The 20,381-nt window shown below is 28.6% G+C and carries 16 protein-coding genes; all 16 read left to right on the top strand.

Translation table 4 applies throughout. The features are described from left to right. The 16 genes from rsmH (at position 1) to AAHM92_RS03830 (ending at position 20,258) form a co-directional block, all read left to right on the top strand. Positions 1 to 942: a 16S rRNA (cytosine(1402)-N(4))-methyltransferase RsmH gene (gene rsmH / locus AAHM92_RS03905; protein WP_500222131.1), complete on the top strand. Its 942-nt coding sequence runs from the start codon at positions 1 to 3 to the stop codon at positions 940 to 942. Continuing rightward, positions 918 to 2,387: a hypothetical protein gene (locus AAHM92_RS03900; RefSeq protein WP_500222130.1), complete on the top strand. Its 1,470-nt coding sequence runs from the start codon at positions 918 to 920 to the stop codon at positions 2,385 to 2,387. The genes rsmH and AAHM92_RS03900 overlap by 25 nt, the downstream gene beginning before the upstream one ends. Before the next feature lie 16 nt (positions 2,388 to 2,403). Continuing rightward, positions 2,404 to 3,660 (top strand): cell division protein FtsZ, encoded by a 1,257-nt coding sequence (ftsZ, locus tag AAHM92_RS03895; protein WP_500222128.1) that lies wholly within the window; start codon positions 2,404 to 2,406, stop codon positions 3,658 to 3,660. A 937-nt stretch (positions 3,661 to 4,597) separates the two neighbouring features. Beyond that, positions 4,598 to 5,827 carry an oligopeptide ABC transporter permease OppB gene (gene oppB / locus AAHM92_RS03890; protein WP_500222126.1) on the top strand — a complete coding sequence of 410 codons (1,230 nt, stop codon included), beginning with the start codon at positions 4,598 to 4,600 and terminating at the stop codon, positions 5,825 to 5,827. A 14-nt stretch (positions 5,828 to 5,841) separates the two neighbouring features. Beyond that, entirely contained in the window at positions 5,842 to 6,804 is a 963-nt protein-coding gene (gene oppC, locus AAHM92_RS03885; protein ID WP_500222125.1) for an oligopeptide ABC transporter permease OppC, read from the top strand. 11 nt (positions 6,805 to 6,815) lie between these two features. Continuing rightward, complete coding sequence (gene oppD, locus AAHM92_RS03880) at positions 6,816 to 8,708, top strand: oligopeptide ABC transporter ATP-binding protein OppD (RefSeq protein WP_500222123.1); 1,893 nt, start codon at positions 6,816 to 6,818, stop codon at positions 8,706 to 8,708. A 4-nt stretch (positions 8,709 to 8,712) separates the two neighbouring features. Beyond that, positions 8,713 to 10,890, top strand: a complete 2,178-nt coding sequence (gene oppF / locus AAHM92_RS03875) for an oligopeptide ABC transporter ATP-binding protein OppF (RefSeq protein WP_500222121.1) — start codon at positions 8,713 to 8,715, stop codon at positions 10,888 to 10,890. A 2-nt stretch (positions 10,891 to 10,892) separates the two neighbouring features. After that, positions 10,893 to 13,121 (top strand): ABC transporter substrate-binding protein, encoded by a 2,229-nt coding sequence (locus AAHM92_RS03870; RefSeq protein WP_500222120.1) that lies wholly within the window; start codon positions 10,893 to 10,895, stop codon positions 13,119 to 13,121. Positions 13,122 to 13,182: 61 nt separating this feature from the next. Then, a complete protein-coding gene (locus tag AAHM92_RS03865) occupies positions 13,183 to 13,785 on the top strand; it encodes an alpha/beta hydrolase family protein (protein ID WP_500222118.1) in 603 nt (200 codons plus the stop codon). Next, entirely contained in the window at positions 13,704 to 14,117 is a 414-nt protein-coding gene (locus AAHM92_RS03860) for a hypothetical protein (RefSeq protein ID WP_500222117.1), read from the top strand. Before AAHM92_RS03865 ends, AAHM92_RS03860 begins: the two co-directional genes overlap by 82 nt. Before the next feature lie 16 nt (positions 14,118 to 14,133). Continuing rightward, complete coding sequence (locus AAHM92_RS03855) at positions 14,134 to 15,453, top strand: ATP-binding cassette domain-containing protein (RefSeq protein WP_500222115.1); 1,320 nt, start codon at positions 14,134 to 14,136, stop codon at positions 15,451 to 15,453. A 14-nt stretch (positions 15,454 to 15,467) separates the two neighbouring features. Further along, on the top strand, positions 15,468 to 16,511 hold the full coding sequence (locus tag AAHM92_RS03850) for an ABC transporter permease (RefSeq protein WP_500222113.1): 1,044 nt from the start codon (positions 15,468 to 15,470) through the stop codon (positions 16,509 to 16,511). Next, on the top strand, positions 16,498 to 17,511 hold the full coding sequence (locus AAHM92_RS03845; RefSeq protein WP_500222111.1) for a hypothetical protein: 1,014 nt from the start codon (positions 16,498 to 16,500) through the stop codon (positions 17,509 to 17,511). The genes AAHM92_RS03850 and AAHM92_RS03845 overlap by 14 nt, the downstream gene beginning before the upstream one ends. Positions 17,512 to 17,521: 10 nt before the next feature. Next, positions 17,522 to 18,376, top strand: a complete 855-nt coding sequence (locus AAHM92_RS03840) for a MurR/RpiR family transcriptional regulator (RefSeq protein WP_500222110.1) — start codon at positions 17,522 to 17,524, stop codon at positions 18,374 to 18,376. Further along, positions 18,376 to 18,714: a hypothetical protein gene (locus AAHM92_RS03835; RefSeq protein ID WP_500222108.1), complete on the top strand. Its 339-nt coding sequence runs from the start codon at positions 18,376 to 18,378 to the stop codon at positions 18,712 to 18,714. Before AAHM92_RS03840 ends, AAHM92_RS03835 begins: the two co-directional genes overlap by 1 nt. A 35-nt stretch (positions 18,715 to 18,749) precedes the next feature. After that, the gene (locus AAHM92_RS03830) at positions 18,750 to 20,258 is read left to right on the top strand and encodes a lipoprotein (RefSeq protein ID WP_500222106.1); all 1,509 of its coding nucleotides are present in this window, start codon (positions 18,750 to 18,752) and stop codon (positions 20,256 to 20,258) included. Positions 20,259 to 20,381: the final 123 nt, after the last annotated feature.

The following is a 20,381-nucleotide window of genomic DNA, read 5'->3' as shown; positions in this document are numbered from 1 at the left end:
ATGCAAAAACATACATCTGTATTATTAAAAGAATCATTAGAATTATTAAATATCAAAGAAGATGGTATTTATGTCGATTGCACATTAGGGCGTGCAGGACATAGTGCTGAAATATTAAAAAAAATAAAAAAAGGTCATTTATTTGCGATTGATCAAGATATTGAAGCTATCAAGGAAAGTGAAAGTGTACTAAAAGAAATTGCAAATAATTTCACCATTATGCAAGGAAATTTTGAAAATATAAAAGTTTTACTTGCATTAGAAGGTGTTGAAAAAGTTGACGGTATTTTATTTGATTTAGGTGTCTCATCACCACAGTTTGATGTTGGTGATAGAGGATTTAGTTATCGATTTGATGCTGAATTAGATATGAGAATGGATAAAATAAATAATCAACTTACTGCTAAATTTGTCATAAATAATTATTCTGAAAGAGAACTTGCAGATGTTTTTTTTAAATACGGTGAAGAAAGTTTTTCATTTCAAATAGCAAGAAACATAATTAAATACCGTGAGAAAAAATCACTAGAGACAACATTCGAACTTGTTGATGTCATTAAAAAATCTTTACCTCAAAAAATCTTGAAAAAGAAAAAACATCCAGCAAAGAAGGTTTTTCAAGCATTAAGAATATTTGTTAACAATGAACTTGAAGTTTTAAAAAAATCTTTAAGCCACTCACTAGAATTACTAAATAAAAATGGAAGATTGGTAGTTATTACCTTTCATTCTTTAGAGGAAAAAATTATTAAAGATATTTTTAAAGCAAATACCGTGCATTCAAGTGATAAGTTTATTGCTAAATTACCAATACAAGTTGATCTGAAGAATAAAGATTTTGAGTTAGTTATTAAAAAACCAATTGTTCCAAGTGATGTGGAATTAGAAAATAATAGAAGGTCGCGAAGTGCTAAGTTGTGGTCTATAAAGAAAGTGAGTTAATTATGTTTGAAGAAGTTTATGCAGCTTTAGAAATTACTAAAAAAGAAATCCGTTTTATTGTTGGTAAATACCGTGATAACAGAGAACTTAAAGTGATTTTTAAAGATAAAGTTAAAGGTAATTGATTAAATGACCGAGATGAAGTTGTTGATATTAATGCAGTATATCATCGTGTTAATAGAGCAATAAATAGATATGAAATAACTTTTAAAGAAAAACTCGAGAGTATAGCGGTGGTCTATCCGACAAAAACATTAAATATCAAACAAGCTTCTCCAGTTGTTTTTCTTGAAAAACATCCTAAAATATTTGGTGAGAAAGAAATCGAAGAACTTCATTCACTTGCCAAAAAAGTTAACTTCGATGAAAAAAACATAGTATTTAATATTAGGCCATATTCTTTTACAATCAATAATACCATTTCAAAGAGCGAACCACCGATTGGTGTAATGGCTAATTCTGTTACAATGAAAGCAAAAGTTTACACAATTGCCAAAGAGGTTTATGAGAGTCATAATAAGATTATTGAGAAATGTAACAAAACTATCTTGAACAAAAACAATCGTCTTTACGCATTGGCATTACAATGTGCCCAGAACGAGAATTTTAGAGAAAACTTTGTTTTAGTTAACTGGGATATTAATCAAATTGATCTTGGTTTTTTTGGTAAGGAAACACTTGTAAAAGTAATTACTATTAATTCGGGGGTTAATTCAATTGTAGAATCATTAGCTAATAAGATGTATTCTAAGTATGATGTTGCTGAGAAATACCTTTTTAAACTTACGGATTTTGCAACACAAAATCAAAAAAGTGTTCCTATATATAGAAAATATTTAAATGATAAAAAAATTACTCATGAACTAACATCTTCAGAAATTAAGGATATGTTAATGTATGATTTCAAAGGAATTATAAAAATAATCGATAAACAAATTGAAAAAGAATTTGAAAACATACCACCAAACTTTAAAATTTATCATACAGGTAAAATAACCGAAGTCTCTGGTTTTGAAAAGATTTTATTGGAAAGTAAATATAAAACAAAGTCTTTAATTTACTTCTCTGTTGTAACGGGTGCTAGCGAAATATGAGCAACTGCTTTATGTGGAGCCATTTTGTACAATCATATTAAAAATAAGCACAAAACTGTATTTAAGACAAGCACAAACACAATTGAGAGACCAATCAATTATCCAATGGGTCAACCACCATTTGGATTTAATCAACACATAATTGGACCACAAGTCAACATTCCACCGAACGAAGGTTTTGAATATCAACAATTTCCGCATGGAATAAATAATTGAAATAGTCAAATTTATTATCCAAATCAAATACCTAATCAGGTGTATAATAATCAAAATAACAATCCCCAAAGTTTAAGAAACGATAGTAATATCGGACCTCAAAATGGTATTATAAATACGCAAAGAGATAGATAAAATAGGAGAGAATAATATGTCTGTAAATTTAGATTTTAATCAAGTTGCCAAAATTAAAGTTATTGGTGTTGGTGGAGGAGGTTGTAATGCCGTAAACCGCATGGTTGAAGAAAATCTTCAAGGTGTTGAGTTTATCGTTGCAAATACAGACTCACAAGTGTTAGCAGCAAGTTCAGCACCAACTAAGTTAATACTTGGTAAACAAACATCAAAAGGGCTTGGAGCAGGTGCTAATCCAGAAACTGGAAAACAAGCAGCTATTGAATCAGAAACTGAAATAAAAGAAGTTTTGTCGGGTGCAGATTTAATTTTTATTGCCGCTGGAATGGGTGGAGGTACTGGAACTGGTGCTGCTCCTGAGATTGCTAGAATAGCTATGGAAACTGGAGCTTTGGTTATCGCAATAGTTACAAAGCCTTTCCGTTTTGAAGGAAGAATGAGAAATTCATATGCTGTACAAGGTGTAAGTGAACTTAGAAAATATGTGGACTCAATAATTATTATCTCAAATGATCGCTTACTTGAAATTATTGGTGGAATTCCAGTAAAAGACTCATTCAGAGAAGCTGACAACATTTTAAAACAAGGAGTACAAACTATTACAGATCTAATTGCGGTTCCTGCTGTTATTAACCTCGATTTTGCTGACGTAAGAACAGTTATGCGCGGTAAAGGTAATGCTTTATTTGGTATAGGTATTGGTTCTGGGCCAGACAAAGCTATCGAAGCGGCTAACAAAGCAATAACTTCATCTCTCCTTGAAACTTCAATACGTGGAGCTAAAGATGCCATAATTAACGTAACTGGTGGAACAGAAGTTACTTTAAACGATGCTTATGATGCAGTTGATATTGTTCAACAAGCAAGCGGTGAGGACGTTAACTTCATTTTTGGTTTGGCAATTAATGAGCATCTTGGAGATGAATTGATTGTTACTATCATTGCCACTGGTTTTGATGAAGACTATGTTCAACCAAATATAAAAGTTGATAATACTTATAATCAAAAAGTTGAGCCAACAAAGGCTTCTGAAAAAGTGATTGAAGAACCTCGTTTAGAAACAGCTTACGAACAAAGAACGTCTTTTATTAGTAACGCTGATAAAAGACCGTCTTATTTCCAACAAGATGATTCAAATAACATTGCTGGAAGAGTTGAAAATTGAAAAGAAGCTCATGTTCAACCTCAAGTTCAACCAGTTGCTCAGAAAATTGAAGATACTTCTGATGATGAAGATGGCGAATATCCAACTTTCTTGAAAAAAGAATGATAATTTAACAACTATACAACCATAAATACTAATAGTTATACAGAACATTCTGATAACCATATAGTTATTTGGTTGTTTTTTATTTTTTTAAGAGATTTTATGTATACTATTTAGTTACGATAAAAAGGGGGTAATTAGGTGTTTCTTAATAATTAGATAACATAAACCCCCTATTAATGGGCTTTTAAGATGCTTGCTTTTTGCATTTTCTTTTGCTAGTATTTTATTAGGCGATGGAGGACAAAAAAATGTCATGTTTATTAAATACCCGCAAAGTTAATAAAATGATTGCCTTTTTTGCTATTCCTACATTGTCATTTAAAAATATGTTTTTTAAATGCAATTCTTACGTTAAAAATGGTGCGTACATTTGAAACGAAAAGAATTTGACTAACCGAATCGGATATTTATAAAATTTGGAAAACTATTTTAAATTACCATACTGATAAGTATTTTAATTTTTTAATAAATGAGAAAAAGTGTTTTATTTTATAAATGTTGATTTGGCAGTTTGTCAAAATATTTTATAAAAGGAAACACTCTTTTTTTATGAATAATACTTAATATCAGTAATCTATCAAACTAGCATAATAGTAAATTTAAAAGTTTTTATTTAAGAGATAAATTAACTAAGTAATACTTTTGTATTTTTATAAATTATCCTTAAACATTAGTTTAAAATTTAATTGATGATATTTATTAAAAAAACTATTTATCAAACTATTTATCTAAGTAAGTTAGAAACTAAAACTAAAGTTTTTTTATAAGACACATTAATTAATGAGCTAAAACTAAATATTTTACTTGCTTACTCAAATTATGAGATTTACTTCTCATCAAAAAAACTCAAAAAAGATTTTATTTTTATCTCTCATAATTAACATAAACAAATGGCTAATATTAGAAATAAAAATAAAATAGAAAGGATAAATTAATTATCATGAAAAGAGAAAACAAAAACCCTGATGTTGGTGACCTCACACTTGAGCAATTAGTTGAAGTTACTTCTTTGAAGAATGAGATTAGTTCTTCAAAAAGAAGTTATTTTGGAAAAATAAAATATATTTTCAATAAATCAACTGGCTCAATAGAAGAGTTCATTCAAAAAGCGCCACTTCTTGGTTACTCACTGAAAAGAATTATTTACGCATTTTTTACACTTTATTTAGCAATTGCATTTGTATTTATAATGCTAAGAATTGTAACTACAGATGCAGCTTATTTATCAGATGTAAATTTAGAAAAGCTAGGAATTCAATACGGTGATGAAAGATATAATACATTATTGAATAATAGGATGAAGGCCTTTGGTGTTGCGGGACCAATGTTAGAGCAAATGTTTATTTATTTAAGAAACATTACCCCTTTTATTCCAAAAGACATAATTCTAAATCCGGTTGTTGATGGAGTTACAGGTGAAGTTGGTGGTGAACTAACAAGAATGTGATTTTATTTAGGAGTATTTATGAACAAAGCTAGTGGAGGACAAGTTCTTTCATTGGTTCAAAGTGCTTTTGCAAAATCTATTCCAGTTTCATTTACTGTCGGAGGAACTGCTGTCTTACTATCTTATTTATTAGGTGTTCCGTTAGGAATTATAGCTGCAAAGAATAAAGACAAGCCTGCTGATAGTGCTATAAATGGTACGAGTTTAGTTATAAGTGCAATACCTGCTTTGGTAGTTATTTCACTACTATATAAAATGTCTATATATCTGTTTGGTGCTAATGGTACTTATGATGGATCATCCACTTTCACAAAAATTTGACCAGTAATTGGGGTAATGTTATTAATTATGCCAATGATAGCTGTTCAAACAAGAAGATTTGTTATAGATGAGATGACAACTGATTATGCAAAATTTGCATTATCAAAAGGTCTGAGTGAAAAGTATGTGTTTTATGTTCACATTTTTAGAAATGCGGGGATAAGACTTATTAAAACAATGCCAGAGGTATTTGTTATCACCCTGTTTGGATCAAGTATACTTGTTGAAAGAACTTGGTCAATTGATGGAATGAGTAAATTCATTCTTAACGGTGTCTCTAACAAAGATACATTTGTAGTGCTAGGTTATATATATGTTTCTGCAGCTGCTGGTGTATTTTCAAGCTTAGTAGGAGACTTATTATTAGCGGTATTAGACCCAAGAATAAAACTTACAAAATAAAGGAGAGTCATTTTATGAATCAAAAACAATATACAGCTGAAGAAATGTCTTCTATTGATAACTCTCTTTTTAGAGTTGTTGGTAGTAGGGTCGAAGAAGCTGAAAGAATTACTAATAAACCATATAGCTATTGAAAGTCAGTTTTTACAAGAATAGCTAAATCAAAAACATTTATCATATCAACATTATTATTAATTACAATAATTTTACTTGCTTCAACTATTGGTATTGGTTCTGACCCTGTTCCAGTAGTAACTCCAGGTATCGATATCGAAAATCCATCATGAGATCACCCATTTGGTTTGGGTAAATTTGGTGAAGATTTATGAACTAAAATGTGAATAGGAACAAGAACAACCTTAATCTTTACTTTAATTGTTGCATCTATTCAAATATTTTTAGGAATACTGATTGGTGCAATCTGAGGTTTCTATACAAGATTAGACATATTGTTTATCGAGATTACTAGATTTTTGAGCTTAATTCCTTCATTGATAATGTGATTGATAGTAATTTTCCTATTTGGTGGTGTCACAACATTACCGATACTGATATTCGCTATCTCTCTAACAAGTTGAATTGCCCTTTCAAGTATTATTAGAGTACAAATTATGTTGGTTAAAAATACAGAATATAATATTGCTTCAAAAGTTTTAGGAACTCCAAGTTCAAAAATAATTAGAAAAAATATTATGCCAAAAATATTACCAATCGTTATTCAAACAGCATCATTTGCTATACCAACTGCTATAGCAATTGATTCATTACTTGCTTACTACAACTTTGGATTTGTAACAAATACATTAGACTCTGCATCTTTAGGTTCTATTTTGAATGAACTACTTCTTGGTTCTGATTGAGAAATATACCCACACTTACTATTAATACCAGTATTTTTTGTTGGGGGAATTTCATTGTTGTTCTTTTTAGTAGGAAAAGTATTTGCAGATTCATTGGATCCAAAAACACATAGATAGGAAACCAAATCATGAATAAAGAAAAAAGAATATTGTCTGTTAGAAATATGGAAGTAAAATTCCAAGTTAGAGGAAGATTTTTAACAGCAATAAGAAATGTAAATTTAGATATTTTTGATAAAGAAATCCTAGCGATAGTTGGGGAGTCTGGTTCTGGAAAATCTGTCATCACGAAAACTTTTACTGGAATGCTTGAATCTAACGGGTGAATTAGTAATGGTTCTATAGTTTATAGGCCAAATAAAGAGTCAGTCGATGATACAAAAGTTTATTTTAAAGAACCATTAGACTTAGTTAACTTACAAAGTCCATTAATTTCTAAAGACTTGATTAAAGTTGTGGTTAAAACTAATAAACAAAATATTAAAAAAATATTAAAAAAAATTAGAAGTATTTATAAGCTTAATCCATTGTTTTTTTCTAAAAAAGCAGAAAAAGATTTTTTAGAAGTTTATAGATTAGAAAAAAAGTTATCAAATGAAACTAATGAAACTTTGCAAAAAATTTATGAAGAAAAAATTGCAAGTTTGAAGGCAGGCTTATTTAATAACGAAGAAGAAATAAACAAAATTATTGAAATCAAAAATAATAATAAAACAAAATACAATGAGTTATTAAAAAACAAGCAAGATTATTTACACGAATTATCAAAAGATGTCGATTTTAATAAATCTAATTTACGAAACAAAAAAATAAATAATGTTGAAGCAAAAATTAAATTAATATCAGAAAAATTAGAAATAATAGAAAACGACGAAGTTCGTGATTCTATTGTAAATAGTTACTTCGATGATATTATTCGCTATGAAATCGATATCAATAAAATCAAACCAATAGATATGTTATGTAAAAATAAAATATCTAAAATCATTTTATTGATTGAAAGATTTATTGACACAAATAACGAATGAACTGAGGAAGAAAAAAGTTTTGTTATAAAATATTTCTCACTTAAAAAACATTTAAAGCGTTTTGAAGTTGAGTTAGAAACATTGTGTCATTCTATCATTAATAACAAGGTATTGGATACAGATCATTTTTACAATATCTTAGTCGATTGAAAACGAGTTAAAAACTCGGACTTAGTAAATAAAATAAAAGCTTCAAAAGAAGTTAGACAACTTAGAGGTAAAACAATTTCTACTGTTTTCCAAGATCCTATGACTTCATTAAACCCACTTTTACCTGTTGGTTTCCAAATTACCGAAGTATTAAGAAAACAATTAGGTATGGGTAGAAAAGAAGCTAAAGTAGAAGCTATAGAATTATTAAGAAAAGTTGGTATAACTGATCCTGAAAAACGTTTTAAAGATATTCCTGGAAGATATTCAGGTGGTATGAGACAAAGAGTTGTTATTGCCATCGCCTTAGCTTCAAGACCAAGAGTTTTGATTTGTGATGAACCAACAACAGCGCTTGACGTAACCATACAAGCACAAATTCTAGACTTGATTAAAAGTCTACAAGATGAATATAAGTTTACTGTAATATTTATTACTCATGACTTAGGTGTTGTTGCTAAAATCGCGGATAGAATTGCGGTTATGTATGCAGGTCAAATTATTGAAATTGGAACAGTGAATGATATCTTTGAAAATGCAAAACACCCATATACTTGAGCTCTTTTATCTTCATTACCACAATTAGGTAAAAAAGGTGATGAACTTTATTCAATTGAAGGTACACCTCCATCATTATTTAATGAAATTAAAGGAGATGCTTTCGCACCAAGAAATAAATTTGCATTAGAACTTGACTATATCAAGGAACCTCCAATGTTCAAAATTAGCGAAACTCATTTTGCTAAGACTTGATTATTAGATCCAAGGTCACCAAAAGTTGAAAAACCAGCTATTCTTAATAACTTGAAAGAAACAATTAGAGAGGCCGAAAAGGTAGGTTAACATTATGTCAACAAATACAGAAAACATACTTTTAAGTATTAGAGACCTTGTAATTGAGTTTCGCACTAAAGGAAAGAAATTCAAAGCCGTAAAGGAAGCAAGTTTTGATATTCATAAAGGAGAAATATTTGGTATAGTTGGTGAGTCTGGCTCTGGAAAAACAACAATTGGTAGAGCTATAGTTGGTGTTCAACCAATTAAAGATGGTGCAATTTATATGAATGACACCATTGTAGGGGGTAAACCAACAAGTTTATACACTTTAAACAAAGATATTGCAAAAAAAATTAATAGTATGTTAATTAAGGCTGATATGACTTCAAAAGAACTTGATAGAACATTGGAAGCATTAAAAGATATTTATTATTTTTACAAAGACCAAAATAAATTATTAGATATTAAAGAGCTAAAAAGTAAGCTTAAAGATAGCAAGATAAAATATGTTAAAGATATTTCATTAAATAACTTAAAAGACATCAATAGAATAATTAAAAACCAAGACAGAATGATTAAGTTCACTACAAACTTGAACGCATACATACCTGAAATCTCAAAAAAACTTGAGAAATCTGTATTATCTAAAATCATAGAAACTAAAGAAGCAGTTTTGGACTTAAAGGAATTTGCAACTAATGTATATAACTGCATTGAAGAGATTTTAAATTTAAGAGGTAAGTTCATTGCCAACAAAAATAAAGATATTGAAGTGTTTTTCACAGCAATATTTAAACAATGAAACACACTTGTTGAAAATCACAAAGACTACTTGAAAAAAATTAAGTGAGTCTCTGATATGCAATATCAATCATACGCATTATCAGCACCAAAAAGTAAGAGAGAATCTTTCATCAACTACTACAATAAACTTATTTATATAAAAAGAGACGAATTCTGAAAAGAATGTGTAAATCAATTAAATATTTTAAAAAACCAAGGTATTGATGAATCGGATGAAAACTTTAAAAAATTGTCTTACTACATTCAAGATTTTTGGTCAAACAAAAATTTCAATACCAATGCTTCTAAGAAAATTTTAAGTTTATTGAGTGAAGGTCACCCAATTGATGAGCGTATAGTCTCACTAGGTAATAAATTAAAGAATACAGACTTTGAAAGAAATCTAAAAAACCTAATTGACAACAATGCAACATTATCAAAAAAAGAACTTAAGGATTTATCTAAAGAACTTGAACAAATAAAAAAAATAATTCAAAAAAATATTGTTAAAGACAAAGAGTTGATAGAGAATTTCTACAAATGGAAAGACATTCAAAATCCATACTCTGAAGAAGAAGTTGATTCATTTATAGAGTTAACTGAGTTCTTAGAATTACCTTCTATTGATGAATTTGTTAAAAACTCTTTCTTGTTTGCTGGTCAAACAAGAAAAGAAAAAAGAAAAAATAGAAGAAATATACAAATGATTTTCCAAGATCCTGGTTCATCATTAAATGATAGAATGGCAATTGAAGAAATTATTGCAGAAGGAATGGAAAACTTCCCAGAACTTTACAAAGGTGACGAAGCTAGAGAAAGATTTTTGAAAGAGCATAACGAACAAAATCCTCATGATCAATTAACAATGGAACAAGTAACTCACTCAATGGTTAAAAAACATATCATACTAAATCTTGTTAAATCTGTTGGTTTACTACCAGAACATTTATCAAGATATCCTCATGAATTCTCTGGTGGTCAAAGACAACGTGTTGGTATTGCAAGAAGTTTAGCTATGAGACCTCAATTGATAGTTGCAGATGAACCAATATCAGCTTTAGACGTTTCAATTAGAGCACAGGTATTAAACTTATTTAAAAAATTCCAAGAACTATTAGATTTGACATTTATATTTGTTGCTCACGATTTATCAGTTGTAAGGTATATTGCAGATAGAATTGCTGTTATTTATCATGGTCAAATTGTTGAACTTGCACCTGCAGAAGAGTTGTTTAGTAATCCTTTACATCCTTATACAAAAGCTTTGTTATCTGCAATTCCAATTCCTGAACCAGAATTAGCAAAAGAAACAAAACTTCAATTATATGAACCAGAAAAAGAACACTTCGATTACATATTTGAGCTACCATATTTTAAAGAAATTTTACCAGGGCACTTTGTCTGAGCAAATTCAAGAGAAATTAGAAAAATAAAAAGCAATCTTAAAAATCGAGAAAGGAGCTAAAAATGAATAAACTATTTAAAAAATTCCTAAGTTTATCTAGTGTGGCAATGGGTGGGTCATTAATTACCTCTTCAGTTGTCTCATGTGGATTATCTCTATCATCACTAATGAATAGAGAAATAGACAATGAAACTTATAAAGGAATTTATCAATTCAACGTTACAAGTTGAAACACAGCTCATACTATGCAAGCGGAAGACGGACGATTTTTATCAGATACAAATGATACACTAATTTCATCAGATCCTTACGGAAGAATGTATGGTGCATTAGTTGAAAGTGAGTATGGTGAAAATAATGGTTCAACAGGTACAGTAGGTATCTCAGATGATAATTCTAAGAAATGAACATATAAGTTTAGAGATAATATTTTTTGAACAAATAGCAAAGGTGAGAAGGTAGATAAAGTTAAACCTTCTGATGTTATAAAAGCAGCTAAATATGCTTTAGTCGAAAATAATGGTTCTGATGTTTCTACACTTTGATTATCATTCATCAAAGGCGCTGATACAATTTACGATGAGATCAAAAATCTAGACAAGCAACAATCAAGTGGTTCGTCAAGTCAGTTGATAGATAAAGTTTTTGAAAATCATAAAGATGATTTCGGAATACAGGCCAACGACGAAAAAGGTTTACTAACTTTTATACTTACTAAACCATCTCCTTATTTCGAAAGTTTATTGAACTACTCAGTATTCTCACCAATTTATGATCCATATAAAGGTATGATTACAGATTATAAGGAAGCATATTTTAATGGTGCTTATATCCCTGAAGTAGTGAACCCAAATGGAAAGATTGTTTTAGTAGCTAACCCAAATTATCACCTTAAAGAAAATCTAAACATAAAAAGACTTGAGTATAGCTATTTAGAAGCTGGTTCTTCATCTAGAACTAGAACATTATTTGAGTCTGGTTCAATTACTGGATTTAATTTGTCTGCAGATGATTTAAAAGGATGAAATGATTACATCGGTAAGGATTATGATAACCCTAAATTTGATGGAGCTTATTATACAAAATCAGCAGATAGTCCAGGAACATTTCTACTATTCTATAATTTCTTTAACTCTGCTTTAAATAAAGGAAACTCACAAGCACTTTCTGCATCAAAATTATTACAGTCAAAAGATGTTAGAGCATTCTTATCTACATCAATTGAAAGAAGTAAATTTGTAAGAGCATTTTCAAAAACAATTGATGATTCTCAGATTTCTAAAATGCTTAGAAATACATATACAGGATTTGATGTTGCGAAAAACCCAAGTGAGTCTAATAAAGATTACACAGAATATATTTCAGATATATACGACCAAAAATCAACTATACAAAACAACTTAGCTTCAAAAAGCTGAACTTTGAAAGATGGTAATGATGCATATTTAAACAAATCAGAAGCTTTAGTGGGTAAAAGTCAGTCTCAATTAATTGAAAGTATTAATGAATTTATTGATAAAGAAAAACTTGAAAGAAAAAATGGTAAAGTCGTTTTAAGATTTATTTTAAATCCTTCAACAAGTACATCATTAAATCCATATGTTAACTTTATGGTTAAAACATTTAATGCAATTCCAAATAACCCAATAAAAATTGAAACTTTTGTTCCTACTTCAACAGATGAATATCGAACAGAAGCATCAAAGGGTAACTTTGATATGTTTGTTTCTGGTTGATCTCCTGATTTTAAAGACCCATCAACATTTTTAGAAACATTAACACTTGGTGGTTCATATACCGCTTATAATGGAAATAAAAGATTATTCAAATCAAAAGCATCAGCAACAGATGATGAAGTGTTTGAGGGAAAATATTACGTAGATAAAAAGTTAATTACAAGTGAAACAAAAGATTTATTTAATAGCTGATATAAATATTCAACTGATTATGAAAAGACTGATCTTGAACAAACTGATATAACAAAAAGATATAAAGAGTTTGCAAATGAAGAGTATAGTATGTTATATGAAAACTTCAATGTTCTTCCACTTTATACAAGAGCAATGCCAAAGACATATGTGGTGGACTATACTGAACCTTACTCTAGATCTTATGAAGCATTTGGAACAAGTCAGTTCAAGCACTATGGTGCAAAATTGAATAAAAAGTTATTAACAAGAGAACAATCTACAAAAATTATAGAGGAGTATTCTGAAAAATTAGCAATCATTGACAAAGATTGAACAAAATGTAGAACTGGTCCTCATTGAAAAACACAAACTAGTTGTTAGTTTAAAAAATCTACTTAATTGTAGATTTTTTTTGTAATATATTTATATAAAGGAGTACAAGATGACCAACAAATTACTGGCAAAGAAATTAATAAAGTATCTAAATAACACAAAAGCTAATGAAAGTATTTACAACCAAGGTGGCTTTAAAAGTGTTTTACATTTATATAACGAGTCTCTGATAACCGAGAAGGTAGATAGAAGAATAATTTGTCTAGACACAAATGGTTGAAAACAAGTTAGTATTGGAGGAGATGTTACATTAAGTGCAATCTATCATCTGAGTCCAAAAAAATCTAAAAAATGAATAATAGCAGTTCACGGTTATTCTTCATCAAAAGAATCTAGCGCACTATCAACTTGATATTTAAATGACTTGGGGTTTAACATTTTAGCTTTTGACTTCCGTAATCATGGACAATCTGAAAAAGGTTTAGTAACTCTTGGAACTAACGAAGTTGAAGATTTAATGCAAGTTATCAAATATGTTAACGCTACATTTAAACCAAAATCAATTGGACTTGTTGGTTTTAGTATGGGGGCATTTACAGTTAATGCTTTTGCATTACGAAAAGACTTTGATTGGAAAAAAATAAAATCAAGTTTGGAATCACTGACTCACCATATTTTGGTGTTCGTGAAATTTTTAATAAGTTATTCTTAAATATCACACCACTTATATCAAACTATTTAAAAGATGTTGTAAATGAAGCGATACAAGTTTATCAACAAGATTACGGCGTTGATGTAATGAAACATAATTTGTCAAAGATGATTGTGAATTGTGACAAAAGTTTTCCTATTTTGTTCATCCACTCAAAAGAAGATACAATTACTAATTGCGAAGACACAAAAAAGATATATAATTTAAGAAAGATTTTAGATACCAAAGATAAAATTAAAATTTTTGAAAAAGGTTCTCATATAAGATCATTGATATATAATACAGAAGAATATTTATCGTTAGTAAAGGAATTTATTAAAGGTAAAGTATAAAAAAGAGGTTAAATATATGCAAAAGGAAAAAGAAGTTCTTGTTGAATTGGAAAACATCTCGAAAATTTTTGATAGAAAAGTATGAGCAATTAAAAAAATAAACCTAAAAATATATAAGGGAGATGGGATTGGTATAATTGGTCCTAATCAATCTGGAAAGACTGTTTTAGGAAGATTGATAGCTAATCAAATCAGGCAGACAGGTGGTATTTTAGAATATAATTTTAATCGTGGTGACGTTTTATCTTCAGTGGGTTTTCAGTTTAGGGATACCATTTGACCAGATGGATTCAAAGTTAAAGAAATCGTTAATTTATATAAATCTATATACAATATGGAAGATGAAGCTTGATTGGATGAACTCTCAAGTGTTTTTAATATACAAGATAGATGAGATAATTACTTAAACTCTTGTAATAAGTCGTGATTGCAATTATTTTCATTATTCCTTGCCTTCATTCACAAACCTGAACTAGTAATACTTGATGAGGTTTCAAATACAATAGGTATGGATATGAAGGTAAAAGTCTTGAGCTTCTTGAAAAAATATAAAGAGGACCACAAGGCCACATTTGTAGTCATTTCACCAGATAATTCAATTTTCGATTACCTATGTAATCGAATAATTGTTATGGAATCAGGATTAATACTGTCAGATGATTATGTTAATGACTGAGATTCTAACACTAGATTTGAAGACTATACTTTAAAGGTTATGAAAACTATCGAATCAAAAGAAGTGAAATTAAAACCGGACCCAGTATTTAAACCTATATTAAAAAAATATGAAAAAAAATTAGAAAAAGCAACGGAGATTTATGATGTATTCATAAATAGTTTTGATAATATTGAAACTGTTCAAAATGATAAAATCTTTAATAAAATAAAAAATATTAATTTCAATAGTCAAGAACTTCACCAAAAAATAATAACATTAGCATCAACGGGTTTGAATAAATCTACTATTGACGATGTTAAAATAGCAATCAAGAAACTAATAAAATTATTCAAAGACTTGAAAAAGCAATATAAAAAAGTAGGAACTACACATAATTATTGAAGATTAATAAAACGTTATTTACAAAAAGTAGAGTTCTTTCCAAAATATTTATCAAACGACTTATACGGTGTTTTTAAAACTAACAAAATTATAGTAGATGGAAATGAAATTACCGCCGAATTATCGAAGAAAGAACTAACTCAGCTAAGACTTCTTAAGAAAAAATATATTCAAGAAGAGATTAAAATCATGAAGTTTGAAGCTAAAATTTTAAAAAGACAAGAAAGAAGTAAAAAACAACTACGAAATCTAGAGCAAAAAAACACTAGTGTTTAGAAAGGAGTTTAATGATGAATAAGCATTGAGAAGTATTTAAAACCTTATGAAAACTTCAAATGGAAAACTATCGAAAAGATATATTCAACCTTTTTTCAGGGTGAATTATAACAATCATAACTTTGATAGTTTGATTATCCTTTAAAGACACTTCGGTTGGATCAAACTCAATAAAATATGACCCCTTTGTAGTAGCATCTGCAGTAGGGGTTAGTTGTATTAGAAATTGCTTATTCAACTTCATTAGAACACTAAATGAATTCAAAGCTAAAAACTTTTTTAACAGAATATTCTCAACAAGAGTATCTAAAACTTTTGTCTTTTTCAGTTTGATCATATTTAATCACGTTATAAATCTGCTTGTTTCCTTAATAATTGTAGCAATAGCAATGTTGTATAAAGATCAAAGAATGTCCATACAGGATGTAAATTGGATAATGTTCATAAGTGGTTACTTACTTCTTGTAATTATGTGTAACATGATTGCTTTTATAGTAGCATTCACAATCAAAAAAACAGAATGAGCGTTAGCTATTGGTAATATTTATTATTATGGAGCAATATTTTTACTTGGTTTGGGTATCCCATACAAATTATTAGCAAAAAACGAGTTTATCATTTATATAAGTTATATATTCCCACAAAGATATGCACTTAATATAATGGATGCTGGTTGAATCAATTCATCAAATATGTCCTATCCTGACTTTGATCAAGGATTTGGATATGGTGGGCATACTTGGATCCCTTATTTAGTATCGATTATTTTGATAATGGGTTCCTTGATATTGGTGACTATCATTTTTAATAAGTCTTTTGAGTTTGAGAATAGAAAATACAAAAGATTTATTAATAAAAACAAACATTTAGGAATAATTTACACGATAAAAAGAGCAAGTTCTGTAAATGATCTTAAAGAAATTATCAAAGTTCGTAATGAAATAAATAAATCAAATGAAACTATCATATTAAATAAGCAAAAAAGTCTAGCAAGAAAATATTGAAAGTTGAAAAAAAACTCAGCTTCGAAAAAGGGTGACAATAATGAAGGAATCTAATAAAACATTCAAATTCAAAAATAACTTTAAAGTATTTTTTGATTTTTATAAATTATCTCTTAAGACTTTTTTTGTTTCACCATTAAACATATTATTGGGGATAGTTATAATATTTTTTGTTTTATGAATATGACTTCTTTATAGAGAGAATGACCCTTTTATATTATCTTCTGCAATTGGTAGTTTAATTATTAGAAACGGTCTACATACTTTTTATCGTGGTTTGAATAGCCATAAAGAAACAGGATTTACTAAAAGAATAGATTACACACCAATTAATGTGTGAATAAAACCATTTGCATATATTCTATCTTCATTAACAATTAATGTGATTGTATCAATAGCACTATTATCATCAACATTAATAGTCTTTGATACACAAATGGAATTAGTTAAACATGTAAATTGACCTATGTTCATAAGTGGAGCTTTCTTCCTATGATTATTATCGGTTCTTATGAGCTATAGTATTTACACTTTTTTCAAAAGATCAAGTATGGCGTTAATTTTAGCTTTACTTTTGTATATTTTAGCCTATTATTTGCTTGGTTGTGCCTATCCTTACAATATTATAGCTAAGTATGATTGGTTGAATTCTTTCCTTTATGCATTTCCACAGCGTTATATGATGAATGTTATGCAAGCAGGATGAGTTGGAGCCACCAATTTAGTCTTTACAGACATTAAAAATGCTGGTGAATTCGCTGTTGATTGAAAACTAACACAAAACCTCTGAGTACCTTATCTTGCTACTTTTGGGTTCATTTTACTATTTTCAATTCTTTTAATAATGGTTATAATTATAAAGGTTGAGAAACACAAAAAAGATAAATTTGGGGTTAGTTTAATCCTTAGACTATCAACAAAATACATCAATGACTTGAAAAGATGCGCAAGTCTTGAAGAATTAAAGACGCTAAGAAAAAAACACTTAGAAGAAATAGGGTATCGTTCAGATACTAAGGATTGATCTAAAGTAACTTTCAAAAAGAAAAAGTAATGGAGGTATTATGAAAATAATTAAATTAGATGAGAGTAAATTGAATAGTACAGAAGGAGCGATTGTTAAGCAAATTAACGAAAACCCTGATTATTTCTGTAGTCATTCAATACAAGATGTCTCAAAAGCAAGTAATGTAAGTCCGAGTACAATGACAAGGGTTTGTCAAAAGTTGGGTTTCAAAAGTTTTAAAGCAGCACAAATGTTTGTTTATGAGAAATCAAGAATGCAAAGTGATTATTACAAATTATGAGATAATAAGACGATTGAACAAATTATTCATAATGTGAGAGGTAGTGCTTTATTTACAATAAATGAAACATTAGACGCAATCGATCATAAATATATAGAAGAAATAGCTTCTAGAATATATAATTCCAAAAGAGTAATTGTGTTTGGTATAGAACAAGAGCAAACATCTATCAACTCTTTTGTACTTAACTTAGCAAGAATAGATATTGATGCAATCAGAGTAAGCAATATACATAGTTTTGCACAAAGAGCAGTTTTTTTTGGTAAAGAAGATTTTTGTGTATTTGTAACGAGAACAGGTTGAACGAAAGAAATTATTGAGGCTGTTAAGTGGTCAATGACCAAAGAAATACCTATTTTGATATTAACAACTGACATTGAAACCACTAAAAACCATATAGGTACCATGTCTTGCGATGATATTTATTTATTAGAAACTCATACAATGAATATTGATAAAATAAAATATCCATCAATCTCATCAGTTCCAGGAGAAATGATTATTTTCGATTTACTATTTAATATAATCGTTGGTATGAATAAAGAATTTAGTGATAAGTTTCAAAAAACTAATGAAATATCGTTAAATTGAAACTTTGGAGGTCATTTATAATGGACGCTCAGGCACTTTATAAAGAAAATAAGGAACTAAAAGAAGAAATAGAGATTTTTCGTAAAAAACAAGAGTATATCGATAGCGGAGTTCTTAAGACAAAGCAAGTTTACGATATTGCTCGTTATAATGCTGAAAAAATAATTACAAAAGCTATTGAATTTGTTTATGATGTTAAAAATGATATTGAAAATACATTGAATAAAATCAATGCTAATCAAAATTCGTTCAACAAAGAAGTTAATGAATTTTTATCAAGAAACGAACATTTTATAATTAAAGATAAGGCAGAAATAAAAAACATCGCAGATATGGTCTTAAAAGACATTAAAATATAAATTGTTACATAAGTAGGTCAATAGGAGTTAAAAAAATGAAAAGAATATTAAATATCTTTAGCACAATAAGTTTAGTTGTTTCAACAAGTTCACTAACAATTTCTTGTTTTGAAAAGACCACAACTAACATTGCATCATTAAATTTTAATGGAAATTTGACTGATACACCAATAATTGAAGTTAACGAAAAAAACTTAATAACAACTTTTGTCCGAAAAAATCTAAAAAATGGTCATTATTCTGATAAAGAATTGGAACTATTTTCAAACATAACTATTGATAAAAACTCTATAAAAAAAGAATCTGATACGGTAGACATTTTGAATAATTCTATCTACTCAGTAAATATTAAGGCGGTTGCAAGATCAAGAATACTTACTGGAACACAAAAAATATTCTTCAAATCAAACAACAAGGGGGTTTTGGATGAAAAAACTAATAAGCTAATAGAAAAAAGAGAAAATAATTTATCATTTTATTGATATGATTGAGTCACAAAAGAAAACAAGGATGCTGATAGTGAATCTAATAAATGAGTTGAAGCACCTTTATTAGAAACTGTTGATGATTGTGAGAATTATAAAAATGTAAAATATATCAAGTTGGCTTATTCTGTTCCAGGTGTTTACGATAAAGAAAAAGAACAGGTTATCTCTAATAATTACGATACTGATTTTCAATATACATTGAGAAATAAATCAACAGAAAATGGAGAAAAAGACAATAACTACATTTTTTTAAGCACCAAGAAAAATAAAAAGAAAAAATATATTTTATCTATTGGAGGAGCTTCAGCAGATAAAATTTTATTCAAGTGACACCAAAAAAAAGATATAAAAAAATCTCTTAAAGAATTGATAAGAGAAATGAATTTGGACGGAATTGATATTTCAATTGTTGGTGAAACTTTGAGGAGTTTTGAAAGTAAGTCGACACTCTCACAAGCAATTCGTGAAATAAAACTTGAAAATTGATTAGAAAACAAAGACTTTTTTGTATCCGCATCAATAAACTTTGATCATTTACGAAAAGATAAGTTCGTTGCAGGAAGTTTTTCATACATAGACTTAATTGAGTCATTAAAAGGTTATATTGATATAATATCACCAACTACTTTTAATGTTATGTCAAGATATAAGTTAGAATATTTCGAAGATGTTGAATTCGGAATAAATGATAAAAGTAAAGTTAAAGTACGCAATGGTACAATTATAGAAGCAAGTATTGAAATGCAAACTATGGAATTCTACTACGCTTATCTAAGGTCTTTATTAGATGAAAACTGAAGTATTAAAAATAATCTTTATTACATAAACGATTTACCTATTGACATTTCTATCACAAGTGCACTTAGTGGATTTGGATATTTCAATGAAAATGTCTTCAAATCTGCTTTCGAAGCTCTTAAAAGAGACTTAACAAATGAATCTAAGAAAAACATCATAGGGTTAAATGTTTTTTCATTAAATGATGATATAATTAACTCAAGAAAAATCGTACAATCGTACAAAAATATTTTTAAAGAACAAGACAAGGATATATAAAAAGTTATTCAGAGAGTTAGTGTTTGGTGTGAACTAATAAATGGACTATATATTCATCACTTGGTTATTAGGAGAAGAAGAAGTTTCAACTTTGTAGAACTCCTCGGTTTTCGCGTTATAGAA

This window comes from Spiroplasma endosymbiont of Melanargia galathea (genome assembly GCF_964031075.1).
Taxonomy (GTDB): Bacteria; Bacillota_I; Bacilli_A; order Mycoplasmatales; family Mycoplasmataceae; genus Spiroplasma_A; species Spiroplasma_A apis.
This window is presented reverse-complemented; position numbering and strand designations above follow the sequence as displayed.